General features: G+C 62.2%; 17 protein-coding genes. 9 read left to right on the top strand and 8 right to left on the bottom strand.

The genetic code is table 11. The features are described from left to right. Positions 1 to 59 precede the first annotated feature (59 nt). Positions 60 to 1,088 carry a DctP family TRAP transporter solute-binding subunit gene (locus G6R19_RS00085; protein ID WP_163161137.1) on the bottom strand — a complete coding sequence of 343 codons (1,029 nt, stop codon included), beginning with the start codon at positions 1,086 to 1,088 and terminating at the stop codon, positions 60 to 62. A 264-nt stretch (positions 1,089 to 1,352) separates the two neighbouring features. Continuing rightward, positions 1,353 to 2,381 carry a substrate-binding domain-containing protein gene (locus G6R19_RS00080; protein ID WP_163161135.1) on the bottom strand — a complete coding sequence of 343 codons (1,029 nt, stop codon included), beginning with the start codon at positions 2,379 to 2,381 and terminating at the stop codon, positions 1,353 to 1,355. Between the two features lie 258 nt (positions 2,382 to 2,639). Here G6R19_RS00080 and G6R19_RS00075 point away from each other — a divergent pair, with 258 nt between their 5' ends. From G6R19_RS00075 to G6R19_RS00065, 3 genes are all read left to right on the top strand, one after another. Continuing rightward, entirely contained in the window at positions 2,640 to 3,992 is a 1,353-nt protein-coding gene (locus tag G6R19_RS00075; RefSeq protein WP_163161133.1) for a Gfo/Idh/MocA family oxidoreductase, read from the top strand. 199 nt (positions 3,993 to 4,191) lie between these two features. Then, positions 4,192 to 4,503: a putative quinol monooxygenase gene (locus tag G6R19_RS00070; protein WP_163161131.1), complete on the top strand. Its 312-nt coding sequence runs from the start codon at positions 4,192 to 4,194 to the stop codon at positions 4,501 to 4,503. Further along, the gene (locus G6R19_RS00065; RefSeq protein WP_163161129.1) at positions 4,503 to 5,039 is read left to right on the top strand and encodes a gluconokinase; all 537 of its coding nucleotides are present in this window, start codon (positions 4,503 to 4,505) and stop codon (positions 5,037 to 5,039) included. Before G6R19_RS00070 ends, G6R19_RS00065 begins: the two co-directional genes overlap by 1 nt. A gap of 856 nt (positions 5,040 to 5,895) precedes the next feature. Here G6R19_RS00065 and G6R19_RS00060 read toward each other — a convergent pair. The 5 genes from G6R19_RS00060 to G6R19_RS00040 form a co-directional block, all read right to left on the bottom strand. Next, entirely contained in the window at positions 5,896 to 8,625 is a 2,730-nt protein-coding gene (locus tag G6R19_RS00060) for a glycoside hydrolase family 2 TIM barrel-domain containing protein (RefSeq protein WP_163161127.1), read from the bottom strand. A gap of 93 nt (positions 8,626 to 8,718) precedes the next feature. After that, complete coding sequence (locus G6R19_RS00055; protein ID WP_163161125.1) at positions 8,719 to 11,094, bottom strand: glycoside hydrolase family 3 N-terminal domain-containing protein; 2,376 nt, start codon at positions 11,092 to 11,094, stop codon at positions 8,719 to 8,721. 292 nt (positions 11,095 to 11,386) lie between these two features. Further along, positions 11,387 to 12,697, bottom strand: a complete 1,311-nt coding sequence (locus G6R19_RS00050; protein WP_163161123.1) for a TRAP transporter large permease — start codon at positions 12,695 to 12,697, stop codon at positions 11,387 to 11,389. Between the two features lie 6 nt (positions 12,698 to 12,703). Continuing rightward, positions 12,704 to 13,351: a TRAP transporter small permease gene (locus tag G6R19_RS00045; protein ID WP_163161121.1), complete on the bottom strand. Its 648-nt coding sequence runs from the start codon at positions 13,349 to 13,351 to the stop codon at positions 12,704 to 12,706. 110 nt (positions 13,352 to 13,461) lie between these two features. After that, positions 13,462 to 14,487, bottom strand: a complete 1,026-nt coding sequence (locus G6R19_RS00040; RefSeq protein WP_163161119.1) for a TRAP transporter substrate-binding protein — start codon at positions 14,485 to 14,487, stop codon at positions 13,462 to 13,464. A 354-nt stretch (positions 14,488 to 14,841) separates the two neighbouring features. Between G6R19_RS00040 and G6R19_RS00035 the strand changes: the two genes are divergently transcribed. The 5 genes from G6R19_RS00035 (at position 14,842) to G6R19_RS00015 (ending at position 20,562) form a co-directional block, all read left to right on the top strand. Continuing rightward, positions 14,842 to 15,849, top strand: coding sequence for a LacI family DNA-binding transcriptional regulator (locus tag G6R19_RS00035; RefSeq protein WP_163161117.1), 1,008 nt, complete (start codon positions 14,842 to 14,844; stop codon positions 15,847 to 15,849). A 68-nt stretch (positions 15,850 to 15,917) separates the two neighbouring features. Beyond that, a complete protein-coding gene (gene uxaC, locus G6R19_RS00030; RefSeq protein WP_163161115.1) occupies positions 15,918 to 17,333 on the top strand; it encodes a glucuronate isomerase in 1,416 nt (471 codons plus the stop codon). A 62-nt stretch (positions 17,334 to 17,395) separates the two neighbouring features. Next, positions 17,396 to 18,754, top strand: coding sequence for a mannitol dehydrogenase family protein (locus G6R19_RS00025; protein ID WP_240341705.1), 1,359 nt, complete (start codon positions 17,396 to 17,398; stop codon positions 18,752 to 18,754). A gap of 66 nt (positions 18,755 to 18,820) precedes the next feature. Beyond that, entirely contained in the window at positions 18,821 to 20,050 is a 1,230-nt protein-coding gene (gene manD, locus G6R19_RS00020) for a D-mannonate dehydratase ManD (RefSeq protein WP_163161111.1), read from the top strand. Continuing rightward, positions 20,047 to 20,562 (top strand): gluconokinase, encoded by a 516-nt coding sequence (locus G6R19_RS00015; protein WP_240341704.1) that lies wholly within the window; start codon positions 20,047 to 20,049, stop codon positions 20,560 to 20,562. Before manD ends, G6R19_RS00015 begins: the two co-directional genes overlap by 4 nt. 226 nt (positions 20,563 to 20,788) lie before the next feature. Here the strand turns inward: G6R19_RS00015 and G6R19_RS00010 are convergent, their stop codons facing one another. Beyond that, positions 20,789 to 21,826, bottom strand: a complete 1,038-nt coding sequence (locus tag G6R19_RS00010; RefSeq protein ID WP_205484165.1) for a LacI family DNA-binding transcriptional regulator — start codon at positions 21,824 to 21,826, stop codon at positions 20,789 to 20,791. A gap of 280 nt (positions 21,827 to 22,106) precedes the next feature. On the opposite strand from G6R19_RS00010, the gene G6R19_RS00005 reads away from it, so the two are divergent. Then, positions 22,107 to 23,393, top strand: a complete 1,287-nt coding sequence (locus tag G6R19_RS00005) for an MFS transporter (RefSeq protein WP_205484163.1) — start codon at positions 22,107 to 22,109, stop codon at positions 23,391 to 23,393. Positions 23,394 to 23,408: the final 15 nt, after the last annotated feature.

The following is a 23,408-nucleotide window of genomic DNA, read 5'->3' as shown; positions in this document are numbered from 1 at the left end:
GGGTTTGCGCGGTTCCATCATCATGCACTGAACTCGTCTCCTGCACTGGACCCGTCACCTTAACGTCCGAGGAATTCAAGGCTTGACTGGACGAATTCCTTGCCAACCTTGCCCTCAAGCTCGGGGTAGACCTTCTGCGCTGCCGCCTGGAACTTTTCCCTGGCTTCGGGCGTCAGCTCGTTGATCTTAACGCCTTCGCCCTTGAGCTTCTCAAGGGTTTTAGTGGCTTCATCGGTGTCGTACTTTGTCTTGAAGTCAGCGGTCTCGTCTGCAGCTTCCTGCAGGACCTTCCGGGTGTCCTCATCGAAAGAGTCCCACTTCTTCTTGCTGAACCCGAGGACGAGGCCGTCGGAGATGTGGCCGGTCAGGGAGAGGTAGTCCTGGACTTCGAAGAACTTGTTGTTAACGGGAACTTCCAGGGGGTTTTCCTGGCCGTCGATGGTGCCGAGCTGCAGGGCGGTGTAAACCTCCTTGAAGTCCATCGGCGTCGGGTTGGCGCCCACTGAGCCGAAGAACTTAACCCAGAGGTCATTCTGCGGTACGCGGAGCTTCAGGTCCTTGAAGTCCTCGGGCTGGGTGATGGGACGCACCGAGTTGGTGGTGTGCCGCGGAGTACGGGTCAGCATGGACACGCCCTTGATGCCAAGCTTGTCCAGTGAGCCCAGCAGTTCCTTGCCTGGCTCGCCTTTAAAGTACTTGGTGACCTCCTCCGAGTCCTTGAAAAGGTAGGGAAGGCTGACGGCATTCATCTTCGGCTCGAAGGACGCGTACACCGAGGTGGACATGATGGTCGAGTCCAGCGTGCCGTTTCCAAGCAGGTTGACGGCGGCGTTCTGGTCTCCGCCGAAGAGGGTGCCGTCGGGGAACGTCTCGACCTTGACCTTGCCATCGCTCAGCTCTGCAACCTTGTCGGCGAAGTGCTTTGCGCTCACGCCCATGGAAGATGTTGCGGGGTCGCCGAGGCCGAGGCGCACGGTGGTGCTGGCCGCGCCGGCGCCGCCGGCCCCGCCTCCGCCGCAACCGGTGAGGGCAGTCGTAACGGTGAGTGCAACGGCCACAGCTACGGTGGCCAGGATGCGCTTTGGCATCTGATTCTCCTTTGAATACTTGCTGGTTCCTGGCCTGTACGGACAGGGGTACTGATGCTTTGACGGCGGTGGTTAAGCGTCCTGGGCTATGCAGATATGTCGAGAAGGGCTGCTCTTGCTGCTTTCTCGTCCCGCTTGCCCAGTGCCTTACAGACGCGGCCTACAGAACAGGGTGGAAGATCGCGGCCTCGGTGGAACCGGTACACTTTTGTACCACGCGCCGAGCGCGGCTGTAAACCTTTTGAGTCGGATGTGCGTCTGAAGTTACTTCGAGAACTGCAGCCGGGCAACGCTGGACCGTTCGACCAGTTCGGCGGCCACGCGTATAACGTTGGGTTTTCCCGGCGTCTTGCCCTGCGTGTTGGACAAAGCGAGCTGCACGGAGTGCCGGGCAAGCAGATCTATGGGTTGCCTGACAATTGTCAGGGCCGGGGTCATGAGTTCGGTCCAGGGTGAATCGTCGAAGACGATGACGGACAGGGTGCGAGGGATGTCGATTCCGGCGTGGGAGAGGCGCCGCAGAACTTCGGTTACCTGGGCGGTGTTTGCCACCACCAAAGCGGTGGGCGGCTCCTCGAGATTGAGAAGCGCGGACGCGGCGTCTCCTCCCGCCGGACCGCGGAACGCGGCGTGCCGGATGAGGAGCTCATCCTGCTCCAGGCCCGCTGTTTCCAGGGCTTGCCGGTAGCCGGCGATCCGCTCCCTTCCGGTAGTGGAGGCAGCCGGACCGGAAATGATCCCGATGCGCCGGTGGCCGTGCGCGGCGAGCAGTGCCGTAGCAGACCGGGCGGATTCAAAGTTGTCGATGCTCACCACGTCCACTTCGGGGAGCGACGGTATCGATCGGTCGACAAAAACCACATCAGTGCCCAGATCCTGGAGCTGCTTCCAGGTTGCCAGGTTGTTGCCCGTCGGGGTCGCGATAATCCCGCTGACCCTGCGTTCGATCAGGGTCGCGAGACGCTCTGATTCCAGCTGGTCATCCTCCTGAGTGGTCATCAGCAGCACTTGGATTCCGCGGGCGTGCGCCTCCTGCACCACCTGGTCGGCGAGCCGGGCGAAAAAAGGGTTGGAGACATCGGCGAGGAGCAGTCCCAGCGTAGTAGGCGGGCCGTACTTGAGCTCCCTGGCCGCTGTGCGGGGATGGTAGCCCAAGGTCTTCATCACGTCGTTGACCCTGGCTCGGGTAGCTGCGGCGACTGGCCCTGAGCCCGGATTCAGCACCCGGGAGACAACTGCAACGGACACCCCGGCCGCCTGGGCAACATCGCGGATGGTGGGTTGTTTCTGCACGCCTACTCCTTTGTCTGGCACTTCCTGGACATCTGGGAACCTTTTTTAGCCTAGGGCTTGACCTCAGGCCTACCCCTGTGACATAAAAGTGTACCGGTTCCACTTATTTTACCTTAGTTCGATCCCGCTTGGTCTGCAGAGCCTCACTACCAATGGCGGCCAGCGGCACGGTGAAAAGTAGAGCCCCAAAAGCTGCGGCTGACCCAGACCAGCCCGCATCCCTTCCGGAACAGCGCCGTATCCCTTGAAAGGCAACCCATGAATCTGCACCATCTCCTGACCCAGCGCGAAGCCGACGGAAAGCCCATCCGGGTCGGCCTGATCGGCGCCGGACGCTACGGAACCATGTACCTGGCCCAGGCAAACAACATCCCGGGCATCCACGTCGTCGCGATCGCAGACATCAACGTAAAGCGCGCTGAAGGTGCTTTCGACCTCGTTGGATGGCCCAAGGACCAGATCGCCCCCGACATAGCAACCGCCCTGAGGGACCGCTCCACCGCGATCGTGGCCAACGCGGACGAGCTTTTCGACGTCGACATCGACATCATCGTGGAAGCCACCGGCAACCCGATCGTTGGCGTCAAGCACGCACTGCGCGCCATCGAAACGAAAAAGCACATCATCATGGTCACGGTTGAAGCCGACGCCTTGGCAGGGCCCGCTCTTGCCAAGCGGGCAGAAGCAGCCGGCGTTGTCTACTCAATGGCATACGGCGACCAGCCGGCCCTCATCATGGAACTTGTCGACTGGGCCCGCACCAGCGGCTTCGACGTCGTGTGCGCCGGCAAGGGCGCCAAATTCCTTGAGCACTACCACGAGATGAACCCCGACAACGTCTGGGAAAACTGGGAATTCTCCAAGGAACTCACCGACTCCGGACAGCTGAACCCCAACATGCACACCTCCTTCCGCGACGGCACCAAGGCCTCCATTGAAATGGCCGCCGTCGCCAACGCGGCAGGACTTGTCCCCTCTGACACCGGGCTGACCTTTACGCCGGGAGACGTTGAGGAAATCGCCTCAATCTGCCGCCCCGCCGACGTCGGAGGAGCCCTCGCGCACGAAGGCACTGTCGACGTCATGTCCAGTGTCAAGCGCGACGGCACCTGGATCCCCCACAACACCCAGGAAGGCGTCTTCGTCGTCGTGAAGGCAACGAACGCCTACGTCTCCGGCTGCTTCAACGAATACCCCTGGCACCCGGACCCCACCGGCCAGTACGCCGCCCTGTACCGCCCCTACCACTACGTCGGCCTGGAACTGAACGTATCCATCGCCAACGCCGTCCTCCGCGGAATCCCCACGGGTTCGCCCATCGGGTTCTTCGGCGATGTTGTCGCCACGGCCAAGAAGGACCTCAAAGCCGGTGAATTCCTCGACGGCGAAGGCGGATACACCGTGTGGGGCCAGCTCGTTTCCGCGAAGCACTCCGTCACCACCGGTGCACTGCCGGTCGCACTGGCCCACCACGTGGAACTGCGCAATGACGTAGCCAAGGGCGGGATCGTCCGCTGGGAAGACGTCATCATGGACGACTCACTCGCCCAGGCCCTCGAACTGCGCCGCGAAACCGAAGCCCTTGCCTTTGAAGCGGTTTCGGCATCCTGATCCACCGGCGCTCATTCCTATGGGCTGCCGGAGCCACTGAAAGCCCGGCCCCTGGAAATCTCGCCGATCTCAGCTGAGTCCCAGGGAAACCCTGCGGATGTTCGCGCGGACCGACGGACTATGACCGCCGGTCCGCGCCGCGTCCCCCAAGGACCCTGTCACGCCCTAGCGGCACCCGTAACACTAGGAGAACCTCACGATGACCATCGTCGTCACTGCAGCTTTTAGCCCCAAGGAAGGCGCCTTCGACCAGGTCGTCGCCGCCCTCTCCCCCGCAATCAGCGAAGTCCACCAGGAACCCGGCTGCCTGCTCTACGCGATCCATGAAGCCCCCAACAACCAGATCCTCATGATCGAGAAATGGGAATCAGCTGCGCTGCTCGACGCCCATGGCGAAGGTGAGCCGGTCAAACGCCTGAACGCCTCCCTCGAAGGCCTGCTGGAGAAGCCTGTCGTAGTGACCCGGATGGTTCCGATCCCCGCGGGAACAGCACAACAGGGAGAGTTGTAGTGCATCGCCCTCTTGTCGTCATGGGCGTGTGTGGTGCAGGCAAGACAGCGGTCGGCGCTGCACTCGCAGCCCGGCTCGGAGCAACCTTCAAGGACGCTGACGACCTGCACCCCTTGCCGAACGTCGAAAAAATGACAGCCGGCGTCCCGCTCAACGACGAAGACAGATGGCCATGGCTTCGCCTGGTCGGCGCAGAACTCGCAGCCGAACACCCCCACGGGATCGTGGTTGCCTGTTCAGCCCTCAAACGCGCCTACCGCGACGCTATCCGCGCAGCCGCTCCCTCCACCAGGTTCATCCTCTTAAAGGTCGACCCTTCGGTACTGAAGGAGCGGCTGGCCCAGCGCCCAGGACACTTCATGCCTCCATCCCTCCTCACCTCCCAGCTGGAGACACTCGAGAACCTTGAAACAGCCGAAGCCGGAATGACCGTGACATCCGAAGGCGGCATCGAAGCACTCACCGATCAGATTCTCGCAAATCTGCGCCAAGAACATCTTGCAGTACCGGCCGGTACGGATCAGAACGAAAGATGAGTTTCTAATCCGACGCCCCGGGCGCCTTGGTACGTCAACTCAAGTGAACCCAACCTGACGCACGCCTCCCTGCCTTGGTCCTCAGAGCAATGGGAAATGATCTATGCCTGAACGAGAAGTCCGGTCCGCCCGCCTACGGCCGGGGACAATTCTCGTAGGTTATCCACCGCTACTGCTGCCAGGGAGCTGCCCAACGGCTCCCGGTTCCCAGCCGTGGATAACCTGAATTGACCCCAGCCATGGACGGATCAGTGTCGCCGCCATTTGCGGCCGCGTGATCAGCAAGCAAGTTGGTTTGCCCGGCCGAGGCAGGTTGACGGAATATCCATTATCGGCGTTCAGACGGGACGACCAACTAGACAGACACCCCGGTCGCGATGGCTGTGCCCGGCGTGCGCTGCCCTTATCGCCCGACCTGACGTTGAGTCGTTGAGTCGTTGAGTCATAGCACGCGTCGTTTCACGCCCAGGCCGCGTTGTGTCACTGAGCTGAATTTTTCTTCATTGAATCTTTCCTTTGCCTGATCAGGGTGCAGAAGGAACGGGCCGTCAGGGCTCCGCAAAGTGACCTTCATCACTGACAGCCCATCAGGTATTCACGAATTACGCTTCTTCAATAGTTGGTATCAGCCGGACCGGTAAGCGGGTTCAGGTCCTGTGCGAGCGGGCAGGTTTGTAGTCGCCGCCGACGGATGCTGACCTCGCTTCCGCCAAAGGCTAACACCGTGAGCATCCCTTGGCCTTCATTAGAGCGGATGCACGTGCCTGTCCGGACGGGACTGCAGTGTCGATGATGAGAGTGGGCCGGACAAATACGGCTGTCCGGCCCACACTTCATCTCGAGTGGATCTGATGTTCTAGAGCTTCCGGACGTCGATGCCGCTGACGACGGGCAAACCGGTCAATGCGTCGAATGTGACGATCAGTCCCTGCCCGTCCGCCACTTCGGTGGTGCCTACCAGGTCGTATGCGGTACTTGCTCCGGCCACCGCGACGAGGTCAAGCTTCTCTTTGAGAACCGAATTGCCTAGCTTCACCGTGAACACCCGCTCTCCGGGTGACGTCTTCTGGGGATCAGCGAAGCGAAGCCGCACTTCGTAGCGACCGTTGGGCACGTCGAACCTGTAGGCAGACATTCCTTCCCTGTACGTCTGGTAGAGAGGGTCCTCCGACGACCCGTTCGTCCATTTTCCGGCTAGGCCAGTCTTGCCTCCGACTGCCCCCCACGCACCGTCGGTATATTCACGGTCCTCGATCCAGACCAGCTGATTAGGATCGGTGTACTGCACGATGGCGCCGGCACTGAGCGCGAGACGCTCGAACGGCACCGAGGGATCGGACAGTTGAGGTGCGTTGTAAGTGAAGGTGACCGCCACTTTGTCTTCCACCCGCCGCCCGCCGGCGTCACGGCCCACGGCTACGACGTCGTTGCGACCGTCGACAAACGGAACGTCCCACACCGCGGTCCGATCCTCGTCGACGTTCTGAACGCCGAGCGAAGCTCCGTTGAGGAAGAGCTCGACGGCATTGAGATTGGTGTACACCTTGACCGGCTGACGAACCGGCTGGGCGCCAGCCCCGGGGGTGGCGTCCCAAGCGGTGCCTGCCCGGTGTTGCCATTCGTGGCTCGCGATGCGGAGGACGGGAGTGTCGAGCCATTGGGCTTGGTAGAAGAAGTAGACATCCTTGGGGGTGCGGTCCGGGTGCATGATCCCTTTTTGGTTCACATGCGGGATCGAGCCGGTTCGTTGCTCTGCACCGAACTCGAATTGCGCCCAAAGCGTCGTGCCCACGAGCCAGGGCCTGTCATTGATGGCCTGCACGTACGTCTCATGGAAGAGTTCACCGAACTCGATCGACTGGTCCTGGTAAGACACACGGCCCGATTCCGGGTTTACCGGCAACTGCTCCACGTCGACCCTGTGCAGCCTGCTATCGGTGTCGGCTCCGTACTCGCTGACCCACAGCGGCCGGTCAGGGTAGTTGGCCCGTTCGCGGTCCAGATGCTCGGCGAAGCCCTCCAGGTTGCCGTAGTACCAGTTGTAGTAGAGGTTCCAGGCTACGATCATCGGTATGGCTGTAAGCCCTGAGGTGTTGTACCTGTCGGCGGTGTCGCGGTTGCATGCCATGACAGTGAGCCGATAGCGGTCCTCAGCACGAGTCACGTCCTCCAGCGACTGTGCCAGGTCGACGACGGACTGGATGTAGCCTTCAGGCGTTGGCCGAGGGACGCGAATGAGGATTTCGTTCATGTAGCCCCAGAAGATGATGCTGGGGTGGTTGTAGTGCTGCCGGATCATCTCGATTTGCATGTTGATGCTGTTTTGTGTGAAAGCCTCGGTCCTGGTGATCTCGTTGACCAGCGGTGCCTCCTCCCACAGCACCAGCCCCAGTTCGTCGGCTGCCTCCAGGACGGCCGGCGCCTGCGGATAGTGGGCGAGCCGTACGACATTTGCGCCCATCGCCTTGATTAGCTGGAGGTCGCGGACGTGTTCCTCGTCTGTTAGGGCGTTGCCCTTCCCGACTTGGTCCTGGTGCCGGTTCGCACCCCGCAGGGGGTATCGCTCACCGTTCAGGTAAAACCCGGTGGCTGCATTCACAGAGAACCAACGAAGACCGAGAGGTGAGTCCACACGATCAGCGGTGCGGCTCCCGCCGTCGACGATGGTTGCCACCGTGTAAAGGTAGGGCGACTCAGGCGACCAAAGCTGCGGCCGAGAGATCGTCGGAAGCGTCTGCTCGATTTCCCTCGTTTCGCCGGGAGCCAGAGTGACTTTCGACTTTCCTTCAACAACCGTCTTACCGCTGTCGTCCAGCACTATGTTCTGCACTGTGATAGCAGCTTCGGTGTCGAGGTCATTGACCACCCGACTGCGCACCAGGACAGTCGCTGCTGCCGCAGTGACCAGCGGGGTTTCCACGTACACGCCCGAGGAGGCGTGATCAAGCAAGTCGAGATGCACCGGCTCGGTGACCACAAGCCATACGTTGCGGTAGATACCTCCGTAGAAGGTGAAGTCAGCGCTCAGCGGCGGTATGTCGAGGTTATGGCTGTTGTCGACCCTCACCGCGATCGTCGCATCGCGCCCGTTCTTGACGTTCGCGACCTGGTCGGTGATCTCGACGCTAAAGGCCTGGTAACCACCTACGTGATTGCCGACGTGTGCACCCTCCACATAGACGTCGGCTACCTGGTTGGCACCCTCGAAGTACAGGAAGAGGCGTTTGCCTTCGTACTGCTTCTTCATCTTCAAGGAAGACCGGTACCACCCAGGCCCGCGGTAGTAGCCTGCCTCGTCGTCGTTCGCGTCCTGTGCGTTCCACGTGTGCGGAATCGTGACATCCGTCCACCCGGTGTCGTCAAAGCTGTTCTTGGAGGCGCTGGCTATGTCGCCCCTGAAGAAGCGCCAGCCCTCGTTCAGCTGCTCACGCTCGCGTTGCCGCGTTGCCTGCGGCGGCCGCTTGGTCCACGTCGACGCCGCCGCCGGCGCCGCCAGGGCAGCCAAGGCGGCACTGGTTGCCAAACCGGTCAGCACGGTGCGGCGACTCGTTGTCCGCACGCTGCCCTTGTTCTCATTGAAACCCACGTGTTGGTCCTCTCGTCATTGGGATATAGGTGCAATGCATTCGGTAAAACTGGACGGTGCCGGCCTTGAAAACCGGGCCGGCGCCGTCGCAGTTCAGTAGGTCAGGCCAAATCCGAGGGGGAAAAGCTCTCCGTCGGTGGTCTCCTTGTAACCGGGAAGGTCGCTGTACTGCTCACGGATCGCATTCGCCGTGCCCGCCAGCGCGAACGGCATGCGGCCCTGCGGTGCCACCTTGCCCGAAAGGAGATCCAGCAGTGCGGTGTCGCTCATGCCGAATCCGGCAACGATGGCGCCGGCGTCGCGCAGTCCGCTTGCTTCATCCAGGACGAACGGCTGGCGGAAGTACACCTGCAGGACAACCTTCTCGGGGTCCTCGACCTCGGCCATGACCTGCTTGATCGTGTCCAGTGACGGGGTGATCTTCCAGGACTCCGACTCGGCCATGGATGTGAAGTCCAGGACGCTTGACTCCCACGGCAGGGAACCGCCGAAGCGCAGGCCGTTGTCCGTGCACGACGGCGCGCCCTTGGCTACGCACGCGTCCGCCGCACCGTACGGGCTCTTACCGTCGAGCCCTGCCACACCTTCAAGCGTGACGGGGTTGATGTGCTCGGGGTTCATGCCGGAGGTCGGGGAGTTGCTGACGTACGACGAGGTGTTGGTGTTGTTGACCGTTACCGAGATCAGTGCGTAGTCGCTGCCGGCAGCGCTCGGACGCTCGGCCGGGTTCGTCACGTTCCCGTTGGTGACGTTGTAGCCGTAGCTCTCCACGGTTTTCTGTGTGAAATCGCCAAGGATGTAAACGTCCGATCCGTCCTTCAGCGGCAGGGTCTTGCCGCCATCAGCTGTGTCCTTGTTCTGCAACAGAACCGCCGATTTGCGCTGGAGGTCCAGCCCCACCTCGCGGTGAGCAGCATTGCCGACGACGGCGCCAGCGGCCTCGGCGTCCACGTATGGGTTCTCGAAAAGACCCATGCTGAACATTGGCTTCAGCAAGCGGGTCGCCGCCAGCGTGACCCGCTCCTCGGAGACAAGCCCGCTGTCTACCAGGTCGGTGATGGTCTTGACGTCGTGGAAACCCGAGAGGGTGTCAGTTCCGCCATTGATTGCTGCCGCGACGCGCTCGGGGACTGTCTTGTCCTCCAGGCCCCAGGCGCGGTCGTTGATGATGCCGGTGTCGGAGTTGACGTAACCGGCGAAGCCGAGCTTGCCGCGCAGGAGGTCGTTGACGATCTGATTGGAGAAGGCCATGCCCGTCTGGTCGTACGTGACGCCGTCGTGTGTGACGTCAACGGGAGCACCGTAGTAGGGCATGATCGATGAGACGCCGGCTTTGATCGCCGCTTCGAAGGGCTGCAGGTGGTAGCCGAAGCCATCGCCGGGGTACACCTGCGTCTTGCCGAAGGAGTAGTGCGCGTCGAGGCCAAGCTCCTGTGGCCCGCCGCCGGGGAAATGCTTCATGGTCAGGGCTACGGAAGTGTCCGGGCTGAGGGAGTTTCCGTTATCGTCAACCGGTCCCTGCAGGGTCTGCACGAGCTGGGTCATGATGTTGGAGTTGAGGTCCGCGTCCTCGGTGAACGTTTCGTGGGTGCGATACCAGCGAGGCTCCGTGGAGAGGTCCGCCATGTAGCCGTACATTCCGCGCAGCCCGATCGCCTCCCACTCCTCACCCATGACGGTGGCGAAGTCCTCGACGACGGACATGTCACCGATTGTGGGGTTCTGACCGGTCTGCCGTGCTTCCTCGCCGAGCGCTGCGGCGGCGATACCCGCTTCCTTCGGGAAGGCAGTAAAGGCGCCGGCTGCTTCGTTGATTCCTGCCCGCGCGTCCGGATCGATGTGGTTGCGGGCGTTGGACTTGTAGAGCATGGGGATGCCCAGACGGGTTGCTTCGCCGAGTTCCTGGATGGTGTTCATGTAGCTTGCGGCTTCCTGCGGGGTCAGCGACGTGCTGGCTGCGAAGCCCCCTGATCCGCCGCCGCAGACTGCCTTATCCTCGCTGGTCACAACGTTGCGGAAGATGAACCGGTGCATCTGCTGGTTGTTGATGTAGTCACTTGCCGAAGGGCCGAGGGTGCCGCGGGTTTGGGTTGCTGCGTCGCACGCGGCGTTGAGGGTATCGATCAGCATAAGTCCGGCCTTCTCGTCCAGCGTCATGAGCGACACGAGGTTCGCCGCGCGGTCCTCGGCGGGAAGGCGCCAGTCCTCATAAGCGTCGAGAGTGCCGTTGGCGTTGAGGTCCTTGAAGGTCCGGCCGTTTACCTTGATTGTGTCTTTAATTCGGGTGCCGAGCACCGGGGGTTTGCCGTGGTTGCCTTGGTCTTTGTTCGCGGCCGTTGGAGTCTCCACCGGGGACTTGGCCTGGTGCGGCAGCGCTCCGGCAGTCACCCCCAGCGTAAGGGTCAGGGGTAGGGCCACCGCAGCGGCAAGGCGCTGGCGCGCCGACAGTCGCTTGAATAAACGAGTCATTCGTCTGCTCTCCATTGAGGGTGGGATGCTGCTTGGCGCTGGGGACACAAGTAAAGGTCACGTATGAAGCGCCTCTTCCACTCTCCCCGAATAACAACCCAGGCTCTTAGAAGTTGCCACAAGTTGCTCCAGTTGCGGGAAGTTGCAACGGGGGTGGGGCCGGGAAACTACAAAAGCGCCGGAGAGGTGCAGGAAACTGAAAATCCTGCGGCGCTCCAGCGCTTCTATAGTGCAGTCATGCCGTCTAAGGAGCGATCAACTCCAGCTGCCTCCGCATTCGGCGATGCGTTGCTTATGGCTTGGCGAGGCCCATGACGGTGGGCAGCCACATCGATAGCTGGGGGATGAAAGCTACGAGGAAGAGGGCGACGGTCAGTGCCCAGAAGATGGGCATGATTCGGGTGATCATCGGTTCGATGCTCACCTTGGCTACTCGGGCCGCCACGAAGAGGTTGTTTCCTACGGGCGGGGAGATATTCCCAAGGCACATGTTGAAGACCATCATCGTGCCGAAATGTATTGGATCGACACCGAGCTGTGTGACGATCGGCAGAAAGATGGGCGTGAAGATCAGGATGGCGGGCGTAGGGTCCATCACGGTGCCGGCCAGGAGCATGATGATCATGATAAGGACGAGTATCACGACGGTGTTGTCGGTCAGGCCCAGGAGGGCGTCACCAACGAGCGCGGGCACCTTGGCGAAGGACATTACCCAGGCGAGAATTCCCGAGACGCCGATGAGCAGCATGACGATCGCGGTGGTTTTGGCCGCTTCAAGGGTGATTGAGGGCAGCGCGCGCAGCGGCAGTGTCTTCTGAATCAGGCCGAGGGCGAGGGAGTAGAGCACTGCGATGACGGCCGATTCGGTGGCGGTGAAGAATCCCGCGAGGATGCCGCCGATCACGATGACGATCATCAGCAGGGAGGGGACGGCGCGCAGGAACACGAGCCCGGCCTCGCGGGCTGTGGGGCGCTGCCCGCCACCGAGCTCGGGGTGCTTGCGGGCGTAGATCGCGACCATGACGACGCAGACCAGCGCCCACAGCAGGCCCGGGCCGACGCCGGCCATGAACAGTGCTGCCACAGAGGTGCTTGAGACGAGCGAGTAGATAATGAAGGTGTTGCTCGGCGGTATGAGCATTCCTGCCGGTGAGGCGGCTGCGTTGACAGCGGCGGCAAAGGCCGGGTCGTAGCCAGCCTTACGCATCGGCGGGGAGAGCACCGAACCGACTGCGGCGGCGGAGGCGACGGAGGCGCCGGAGACCGCGCCGAACATGGCGTTGGCCACTACGGTGGTCTGGGCCAGGGAGGCAGGCAGACGTCCTGCCAGGACCTGCGCCAAGTCGATGAGTCGTTGTGCGATTCCGCCGGTATTCATTAATCCGCCCGCAAGAATGAAGAAGGGGATCGCAAGCAAGGCGAAGGAATTACTGGCGGCGAACAGGCGCTGGGCGGACGTGAGTGCCGCTCCGTCCCAGCCGAGGAGGACGACAATGGCAAGGGCCGAGGGCACGCCCATTGCGACGGCAACGGGGACCCCCAAGGCGATGCCGATGACCATGCCACCGAGCAGTATGAGCGCGGCGAGTGTGATGGGTTCCATAGTGCCTCAGATTCCTTGGTTGTTCTCGTCGATCTCAGGCATGGGCTCCTCCGTGCCAGCGAACATGCCTACCAGGTGGCACAGCGCGAAGAAGGTGATCAGTGCGCCCGCGACGGGCAGGATCAGGTAAATCTGGCCCACGCTCACCGGCATGGTGGAAATGTTCTGGTTCCATGCGTTCATTGCCACTTCGTATCCGCCGAAGATCATCACGAACACGGCGAAGAATATGATCGTCGCTTCCACAACGAGGGCTACGACTTTCTGCACCGGCTCGGGAAACTTCTTCACAAGGAGCTCGACTGCGATGTGGCCACGCTCGGAGAACACCAGCGCCGCGCCGAGCAGGGCCAGGACGACGAAGACATACCGGGCTGATTCCTCGGTCCAGGATGCCGGTGCGCCGAGCACCTGCCGGGAGATCACCTGCCAGGCGACCACGACGACCAGTGCGGCGAAGATCACCATGCACAGCAGGGCCAGGACCCGGTCGATGATACGCCGCGTTGCCTCCAGTGCGGCCACGGCTGGACCGCCGGTGGGGCGTCGCTGTCCGGCGCTTGCCCCCGGTGCCGGCACGGCTGAAGCACCGCTATCCCGCCCTGCCACGGCCGGGGCGTCACGGCCCGCCCCTGTTGGCTTCTTGCTGGTCATTATTTCCTCCGCTGGGGAGCAACTATCGCGCTGCTCCCTGTTGTCATCTGAGTGCCCGATTTCATGGCACGGGGTGGTGGGGGCGCACTGGATGCGCCCCCACCCGTTAGTTATTTCGCGGCGGCGCGAGCGGCGTCGTAGAGGGCCTGCTGGGCGTCGTTCTCGATGAATTTCTCGGCGATCGGTTCGAGCACCTTGTTGAAAGCGGCTTCATCGACCTCGCTGAAGGTCGCACCAGCGGCCTTGGCGCTGGCGATATCCTCCTCGGTGGCCGTGGTCCAAAGCTTGGTGTGCTCTTCGTGCGTGGCCGTCCACTCCTTCTGGAACGCGGCGCGGTCAGCCTCGGACATCTTCGGGAGCAGATCGGAGTTGATGATCAGATAGTCCAGACCGACCAGGTGATTGGTCTGGGAAAAGTGCGGGGCGACCTCGAAATGCTTCTGCGTGAAGTAGGAGACCTCGTTGTTCTCAGCTGCGTCTACCACTCCGGACTGCAGGGCGGTATAGAGCTCGCCGAAGGCCATCGGGGTTGCGGAGGCACCCAACGCCTCAGCCAGCGCTACCATCACGTCCGACTCCTGCACGCGCAGCTTCTTGCCGGCCAGGTCCGCCGGGGTCTCCACCGGGGCGTCCTTGGTGTAGATGCTGCGGGCCCCCTGGGTGAACCCACCCAGAACGGTGAGGTTGTTCGACTCCTCCAGTGAGGCGTACAGCTCCCCGGTGACCTTCGGGTCGTGGATGACATTCATCTGGTGGTCGACATCATCGAAGACCTTGGGGAGGTTGAAAACCCGAAAGTCCTTGTTGAGGTTCTCCAGTTGAGTGCCCGAAACGATCGCCAGGTCCACTGAGCCGTGGGAGACCAGCTGCAGGGCCTCCTGCTGGGCGCCGAGAGTCTCGTTCGGATAGACGTCAATCTTCCAGCGGCCCTCAGTGGCGGTCTCAAGACGCTTGCCGAAGTTGTCCAGGGCAATGAACGAGGGGTGCTCCTCGGTCTGGTTCAGCGCCACCCGCAAGGTGCCGCTCTCCCCACCAGTGCTCCCTCCCCCGGCCTCACTCCCGCCGCCGCAGGCGGTCAGGGCCAGCGCGGTGGCAGTGGCAACAGCCACCATGGAAAAAATCTTTGTGCGCAACATGATGTTCCTTCTCTGCTCGTCGATGAGCTTCTGGGCACGTCGCGAGGCGACGCTGTCGTACCAATTGGGGCTGCTGGCAATACGCGAAAACAAGGAGTTGCCATTTGTTGCAAGTCTTCTATGGCCCGCTGAACGACGCAGGTGGTTCCGGTGTTCAGCGGCCATCCGCGCTCACGCTGGCCGTTGTGTAGGTGCACTTCGCTACGAGAGTCCCGGAGTGCTACCTCATGGGGCCGTTCTAACCTGCACGTTGTGACGTGGAGGCTTCCTCCATAGAGCCAACAAAGTACGTCACGTTACAAGCAGTTGCCAAAAATTGCCTTTGCCGGTCTATGGTGGGCGTCGGAGGTGATCATGGCTGATTCACGAGGTTTACCCTCGATCTACGACGTTGCCCGCGTCGCCGAGGTGTCGGCATCTACCGTTTCCCGTGCCTTCGCCCGCCCGGGGCGGGTCAGCCACCATACGGCACAGAAAATCTTCGCTGCGGCCATCGAGGTGGGCTACCGCTCAGCCCACGTGGCCGGCATCCAGCACCCGGGCGGGCAGCGCTCCTCGATGATCGCCCTGGTCATCGCGGACATCCGGAACCCTGTGTACGCGGAGATGGTGCGTGGGGCTGAAGCCGCGGCGGCAGAAGCGGGTTACACCATGCTGCTCGCCCACACACAGGAGTCGGAGCGGAAGGAACGCGAGGCGCTTGAGCGCGCCCTGCCCTCGGTGGACGGTATTGTCCTGTCAAGCTCGCGCATGTCTGATTCAGCAATCCGCATGATGGCCAAGCAGAAACCTCTGATCGTCATGAACCGCGCTGTCAAGGACGTCGCGAGTGTGGTTACCGATAACCCCCGCGGCATCCGACGCGCAGCCGAGCACCTTGGGGAGATGGGACACCGTAGCATCACCTACTTGGCTGGACCCGAGGCGTCCTGGGCCGATGGCATGCGGTGGCGCTCACTGCGCGAAGCAGCCATGGAGCTGGAGCTCTCGGTTCGCCGGACAGGGTCGCATCTGCCGACGATTCAGGGCGGTGAGGAAGTCGCCGGCGAGTGGCTGCGCCACCGCACCCCCGGTGTCATCGCATACAACGACCAAATGGCTATTGGCTTCATCCGTGCCCTGCAGCAGAAAGGGTTATCCGTTCCCGGCGACGTCAGCGTGGTAGGGCACGACAACAGCTACGGGGCCGCGCTCATCACTCCCTCCCTGACCACGATTGAGGCCCCCCTGTACTCCCTCGGTGCTACGGCCGTGAACAACCTGCTGGCCTTCGCTGCAGGCGCCCGTTCCCGATCCAACCAGCCGGTGGTTCTTCCTACACGGCTGGTCGTCCGCGACTCCACCAGGCCGACGAACAGCTGACCTCGCCTTGTTGCCAACAAATGGCAACTCGTTGACGCGGCTCGTTCCCCTTGGCAACGATTGGGCGCATGCCTTCTTCACTTTCTTCCCTCGCAGCAGAACCGGATCGGCTCCTGCCTGCCGAACCCGGTGTGCGGGCGACAGCCCGGAATTTGCTGGCCCGCGTGGAGTCACTGCCCATCATCTCCCCGCACGGCCACGTCGACGCTGCTGTACTGGCCCAGGATGAGCCTTTCCCGGATCCGGCGACGCTGCTGGTTACCCCGGACCACTATGTCGTCCGTCTCATCCACGCCAGCGGAGTCCCGCTCGACCGACTCAACCAGGGCCCGATCGCCAACGCCGATCCCCGCATCGTGTGGCGCGAATTCTGCAAGGCCTGGCCCCTGTTCGACGGCACCGCATCCGGCTACTGGATCCGTTCGGAATTCGAACACGTCTTCAAACTGGACCAAGAAATTTCAGAGGCGACTGCCGACAGCACCTTCGACGCGCTTCAGGCCCGCCTGAACGAGCCGGCATTCCGCCCGCGCCAGCTCTTCCATGACTTCAACATCGAGGTGCTCGCCACCACCGACGACCCGCTTGACGACCTGCAGCACCACGCTGCCATCGCCGCTGATCCCACCTTCCGCGGCAAGGTGCTCCCCACCTTCCGCCCCGACGCGTACATCAATATCGCCCACCCCAACTGGGTGGAAAACGTCGACCGGCTGATCGGCCTCGCGGGCGATGGCGCGGCCGGGTACGCCGGATACATCCGAGCATTGGAGAACCGGCGGCGCTACTTCGTGGAGCACGGTGCCGTGTCAGCAGACCACGGCGTACGCACGCCGCTGACCCTCAAACTGGGACGGTCCGACGCCGAGAGGCTCTTCACGCGTGCGCGGTGCGGTGAATGGACAGCCGAAGACCGCGACATGTTCGAAGCCCACATGATGTATGAGATGGCGCGCATGTCAGTCCAGGACGGTCTCGTCATGACAATCCACCCGGGCTCCTATCGCAATCACCACCTGCCCAGCTTTGAGAAGTTCGGCAGCGACACCGGCCATGACATCCCGATTCCGGTGAGTTACACCGAAGCCATCCGCCCGCTGCTGCAGGACTTCGGAACCACACCCGACTTCCACCTGGTGCTGTTCACCCTGGACGAGACCGTCTTTTCCCGCGAACTGGCCCCGCTGGCCGGATTTTACCCTTCCGTCTACATCGGCGCGCCCTGGTGGTTCCTTGATGCCCCCGACGCCATGCTCCGCTTCCGCTCGGCCATCACAGAAACCGCCGGCTTCTCACGATCCTCCGGCTTCATCGACGACACCCGGGCCTTCTGTTCCATACCCGCCCGCCACGACGCCTCCCGCAGGATCGAAGCGTCCTTCCTCGCCCGGATGGTGGCCGAGCACCGCATCACACCTGCCCGCGCGGAAGAGTTGATTGTCGACGTCGTCGACCGCGCACCCCGCCGGGTCTTCAAGCTATGAACGTCCGCAGCCGGGTGTCACCATTGAATCGAACAAACGCCGGAGCACCTCCCGCTGCTCCCGTGCGGATCGTACATATCGGGCTCGGGGCGTTTCACCGCTCACATCAGGCCTGGTACACAGAACGTGCCGACCCGAACAATGCGTGGGGCATCGCCGCGTTCACCGGACGCAGTCCGGAAGCGGCGGACATCCTCGCTGCCCAGGATGGGCTCTATACCCTGGTGGAACGCGGCGACGACGGCGATGAGTTCGGCATTATGTGCCGCATAAGTGCAGCGTACGACGGCGGTGACCTCGCCCAACTGACGAAAGTACTGTCGGCACCGGAGACCTCGCTGCTGACAATCACCATCACGGAACCGGCTTACCACCTCGGTATGGACGGACTGCTCAATCCACAGTCCGCTGCTGTCGCATCCGATACAGCCGCCCTGAAGGATATGTGGGCGAGCAGCGGGAGCCTGGAGGTGGAGGGTGATTATCCGCAGCTGACAACGATGGGCGCCCGCGTCCTGCCGGGGCTCGATGCAAGGCGCCGCAGGAACGCAGGCCCTATCGCCGTCGTCTCCTGCGACAACCTGACGTCCAACGGTTCGGCAGCTTGCCAGGCGATTCAGGGCCTCGCCAGCCTTGTGTCGGCCGAACTCTGTGAGTGGATCCAAGCGAACGTTTCATTCGTGGATACCTCCGTGGACCGCATCACGCCCCGCACCACCGAAGCGGACGCCACTGCAGTCCGCGAAGCCACCGGTTTTGACGACGCTGCGCCAGTTATTACCGAGCCGTTTTCAAGCTGGATTCTCAGCGGTGAATTTCCCGCCGGGCGTCCTGCATGGGAGAACGCCGGCGCCCTCTTCGTTAACGACATAGTGCCATTCGAGCAGCGCAAGCTCTGGCTGCTGAATGGTGCACACTCGCTGCTTGCCTACGCTGGCCAGCTGCGGGGCTTGCGCACTGTCTCAGACGCGGTGGCCGACCCCTCCTGCGCCGCGGAGCTCGAGGCCTTTTGGGATGAAGCCGCCGCTCATCTCGATCACCCCGAACTAAACACCCAGGCTTACCGCGCGGCCCTCCTCAACCGATTCCGGAACACCCGGATTGAGCACCTGCTGGAACAAATCGGCATTGACGGCACGACGAAACTCCGTATGCGTGCCGTCCCGGTCCTCATCGCCGAACGTTCAGCGGGGCGCACCGGTGAAGGTTCGGCACGCATCATCGCCGCATGGGCAGCTTTCCTGCTCCACCGGCAGGAAAACGGTGCACGGCCGGTGGATGCAGAAGCACAGCGCCTCTCGGACATCCTAAAGCTCTCCGGCAGGGACCTCACCAAGGCCCTCGTCACGACACTCAACGCCGACCTCGGAGCTGACACCAACGTTGTGGACCTCGTCCATCGCCTCCGGGGCAGTTGGTAACAGCCCTCCTCCAATGCCTTTTCTCCCCCGCGCCTCAGCGCACCCGTTATGCACGAAAGGTTCAAAATGAAGATAGTCGCCGCTGAAGTCTTTGTGACCAGCCCGTCCCGGAACTTCGTGACCCTCCGGGTCACCACTGAGGACGGTGTTACCGGTATTGGTGACGCCACCCTGAACGGCCGGGAACTCGCCGTCGCTGCGTACCTGAAGGAGCACGTCGCGCAGCTGCTGATCGGCAAGGACCCGCACCGGATCGAGGACACCTGGCAGTTCCTCTACCGCTCCTCGTACTGGCGACGCGGCCCCGTGACCATGGCGGCCATCGCTGCCGTAGACATGGCGCTGTGGGACATCAAGGGCAAGCTCGCCGGCATGCCGGTGTACCAGCTCCTCGGGGGTGCATCCCGGAACGGGCTTCGCGCCTACGGCCACGCCTCCGGCGCGGACATCCCATCACTGTTCGACTCCGTCCGCGAGCACCTGGAACTCGGGTACAAGTCGATCCGCATCCAGACTGCCGTGCCCGGCATCAAAGCCCTCTACGGCGTCGCGGCCCAGGCCCAGGCCTCCGGGGAGCGGTATGACTACGAGCCCGCCGGCCGCGGCGCATTCCCCGTGGAAGAGGACTGGGATACCCGCGCCTACCTGCGCCACCTGCCCACCGTGTTCGAAGCCGTCCGCAACGAATTCGGCCCGGAAATCCCGCTGCTGCACGACGGCCACCACCGCATGACCCCCATCCAGGCCGCGAAGCTCGGCAAAGCGCTGGAACCCTACGACCTGTTCTGGCTCGAGGACTGCACCCCGGCCGAAAACCAGGAGGGCCTGCGCCTGGTCCGCCAGCACACCACCACGCCACTGGCCATCGGCGAAATCTTCAACACCGTGTGGGACTACCAGACCATCATCAAGGAACAGCTGATCGACTACGTCCGGGCAGCCTCCACCCACTTCGGCGGGATCTCCCCACTGAAGAAGGTGATGGACTTCGCCGCGCAGTACCAGATCAAGTCCGGATTCCACGGCCCCACCGACATCTCCCCGGTCGGGTTCGCCGCGCAGCTGCACGTGGGCCTGGCAATCCACAACTACGGCATCCAAGAATACATGCAGCACTCGGACAAAACCAACGAGGTCTTCCACCAGTCGATGACCTTCAAGGACGGCTACCTGCACCCGGGTGACGAGCCGGGCATTGGCGTCGAGTTCAACGAGGAAGCCGCCGCGGCGTACCCCTACCAGCAGGCCTACTTGCCCTACAACCGCCTCATCGACGGAACGGTTCACGACTGGTGAGGACACACCACGTCGTTGTCATGGGCGTCTCCGGCTGTGGCAAGAGCACTGTGGGAGCGCTCCTAGCGCAGGAAATCGGTGCCGTCTTCCTCGACGGGGACTCGCTGCACCCCTCCGCGAACATCGAGAAGATGGCAACCGGAATCCCTTTGGACGACGAGGACCGCCAGCCATGGCTCCAAGAAGTAGGACGGCGTCTCGCAGCTGACAGCGGTCATTCACTAGTCATTGCGTGCAGCGCCCTGAAACGTTCCTACCGGGACCTGATCCGTTCCGAGGCTGCAGAGGCGCGGTTCGTCCATCTGCATGGCACCGCGAGCCTTCTTGCGGCGAGAATGTCGGCCCGACCCGGGCACTTCATGCCGCCGTCGCTCCTGGCGTCACAACTAGAGACGCTGGAACCACTAGGTGAGGGCGAGTCAGGAATTGTTCTTGACATCGGGGAATCCCCTGCTCGGCTGGCGTCCGAAGCGGCGGCCTGGCTCGAATTTGCAGAGCGCGGAGTCCGCTAAAGGTACGAGCTAGGCGGACTCAAGTAACGGGTCCGCCTAGCTCGTAACCCTCAACAAATCGGAACGGTCTGTTCTCAAGACTGCTCAAACTGCCGCTTTTCTAGGTAAACATTCGTCCAGCTAGGGCACACCCGAACCTGACGCTAAAAGGTCAGTTGTCGGCGCCGCTATTGTCGGTCGCATGGGACGAGTGAAAACTGGTGGGTAATTTCTACCGGCACGAGTGCTACCTAATAGCAGTGGACTGCCTGATGATGAGCTCCGGCTGGAAGAGGACATAGCGGCTCGGGGTTTGGGGCAGTTCCCCGCGCTTGGTGTTGGCGATGAGGTCCATTTCTTCGAACAGAAGCTCGACCGCGGCTGCTCCGAGGGCTTCGCCGGAAACCCGGATGGTTGATAGCGGGACTGCCATGGATTGGGCGAATTCGATGTCGTCGTATCCCATGACTGCTATGTCTTCGGGCACGCTGACGTTTGCGGTGCTTGTGAGGTATTGAACGGCGCCGATCGCGAGGAGATCGTTGGCGCAGAATAGTGCGTCCGGACGTGTTTCTTGGGGGCGGGCAGCGATGTTTCCGGCGGCGTATGCTCCGGCGGCGACGCTGCGTTCGGTAACGTTGATTACCTCAAACAGGGCTCCCGGGACCTCCTGGATGGCTTTCAACGCTCCCTGCATCCGGTCTGTGAGTTGTTGGAGCTCCAGTGAAGAGGTAACGAAACCGAGCCGTCGCCGGCCAAGGCTCAGGAGGTGCTTTGCCGCGATGTATCCTCCGGCGACACCGTCCGCCGCTGCCCATGCAAGGTGGGGGCTTTTGGCCTTCCTGGCACTGAGTACGCTTGGGGTGCCTCGGCGTTTGAGTCGCAGGAGTTGTTCTTCGATGTCCCCTATCGGTGCGACGATGAGGCCGCTGACGCGCTGCATTTCAAAGAGCTCGATGTAGCTGCGCTCCCGTTCAGAGGAGCCGTCGTCGTTGGCCATCAGGACGTGCATCCCGCGTGCGCTGACCTTTTGCTCGATGGACCGGGCAATTTCGGGGGTGAAGGCACTGGAGAGCTCGAAGGCGATGTAACCGATGACAGGATTCGTACCAGACCTCAGTTGCCGGGCGGCGTCATTTGGAACGAACTGCAGCCTCTCGACGGTTTCACGGATCCGGTCACGCGTCGGTTCAGAAAGCCGGCCAGGGCTGTTGAAAAAGTTTGAAACGCTCGACTTTGAGACGCCCGCCATTAAGGCGACGTCGTTCACTGTCACTTTGTTCACTGGCCTATCTTCCCTGATTCAACACCCCGTTCCCACGAGGACAACCCCATTGTAACGGTTTACACCCCTCCAATGGGGCGGCGTTTGTCCGGGCACTGGGTCTTGTAAATCGTTCCAATTTTGTTTTATGGTTGTGGGGGCCGCCACACTGAGCCAACGGAGCAATCAGAAAACGGCGGCAAAGAACGGCCGCGGGTGGAGCCCGCAGACTGCATTAACTGGGCATCTGCCCCGAACCTCGGCTTCACAATCACTTTCAAGACTCAATGAGGAGATTTCCGTGACTAACACTGGAACCCCCACAGCTATCGACTCCCGGCACTGGAAACTGGGCGTGGCTGCAGGAATGGCATCATTCCTGGACTCGGCTGCCATCATTTCTGTTGGCCTGGGCCTCGCTCTTTGGAAAACCCACTACAACCTCGACGTGTGGATGGTCGGCGTGCTGAGCTCCGCACTGACKCTCTTCATTGCCATCGGGGCCCTGTTCGGCGGCCGGGTGGCGGACCTGTTCGGCCGCACCAAGGTCTTTTCCATCACGATCCTTATTTATGCGGTAGGTACGGCGGCGATTGCTTTGGCACCGAACGCRGCRGTTCTTGTGGCCGGCGTCGTSGTTGTCGGGCTCGCCGCAGGGGCGGACCTGCCCACTTCCATCGCCGTTTTGTCTGAGCGGGCCCCTGTCGGCGCACAGGGCCGGCTGGTGGCGTTCACCCACGTGATGTGGACGGTTGGCGTCGTTGTCGCTACGGCCCTCGGGTTTGTTGTTGCAGGCTTGGGAACGTTGGGAATCAGCATTATCTTCCTGCTGCTCACGGTCCTGGCGGTSGCCACCTTTGCTTTCCGGGCCTTCTACCCGGCCTTCCGTGAACTCGAAGCAGAATCCGAGCGCCGCCACGAAGAAAACGGCGTCAACGCCTTGGTCGCCATTCCCCTGAAAGCCCTCTTCACCAACCGGACGTTCGTCGTGACCATTGTCCTCACGGCGCTCTTCTACGTGTTCTTCAGCCTGGTTGCCAACACCTTTGGTTCCTTCAAGACCTACTTCCTGGTTGTCGTTGGCGGCACGGACCAGGGCACCGCAACCGGAATCTCCTTCGTCACCACCCTCATCGGCCTGGTCGGAACCATCATCTTCACCCGCATCGCAGACACGAAGTGGCGAAGCCGGTTCTTCTTCGCAGGCGTCGCCGTCTTCACCTCCTGCCAGGTACTCATCGCCATCACCGGCGGAACCGTCCTGCCGATCATGTTCACGGCACTCGTTCTCTACAACATCGCCTTCCCCTTTGTCGGTGAAGCCCTCTACAAGATCTGGACCCAGGAGTCCTTCCCGGTCAATGCCCGGGCCACCGTCCAGGGAACCACGATCGCTGCAGCCCGCTTCATCGCATCCGGATTCGCCCTGATCACCCCGGCACTGATCGCCTGGAGCCCGTCGGGTCTGTACTGGCTGCTCACAGCCTTCGCCCTGACTTCCGGAGGCATCGGAGCCATAATCCTTCGCCGTGCCCGCCTGGCGCCGGGCGCCACCTTCCAGGCACCGGCTCCCGCACTCGTCAAATAGCCAAAACCCTGAAAA

The sequence above is a fragment of the Arthrobacter sp. Alg241-R88 genome (assembly GCF_900537115.1).
GTDB lineage: Bacteria > Actinomycetota > Actinomycetes > Actinomycetales > Micrococcaceae > Arthrobacter.
Note: the sequence above shows the minus strand (reverse complement) of the source record. Positions and strands in the feature narration are given on the sequence as shown.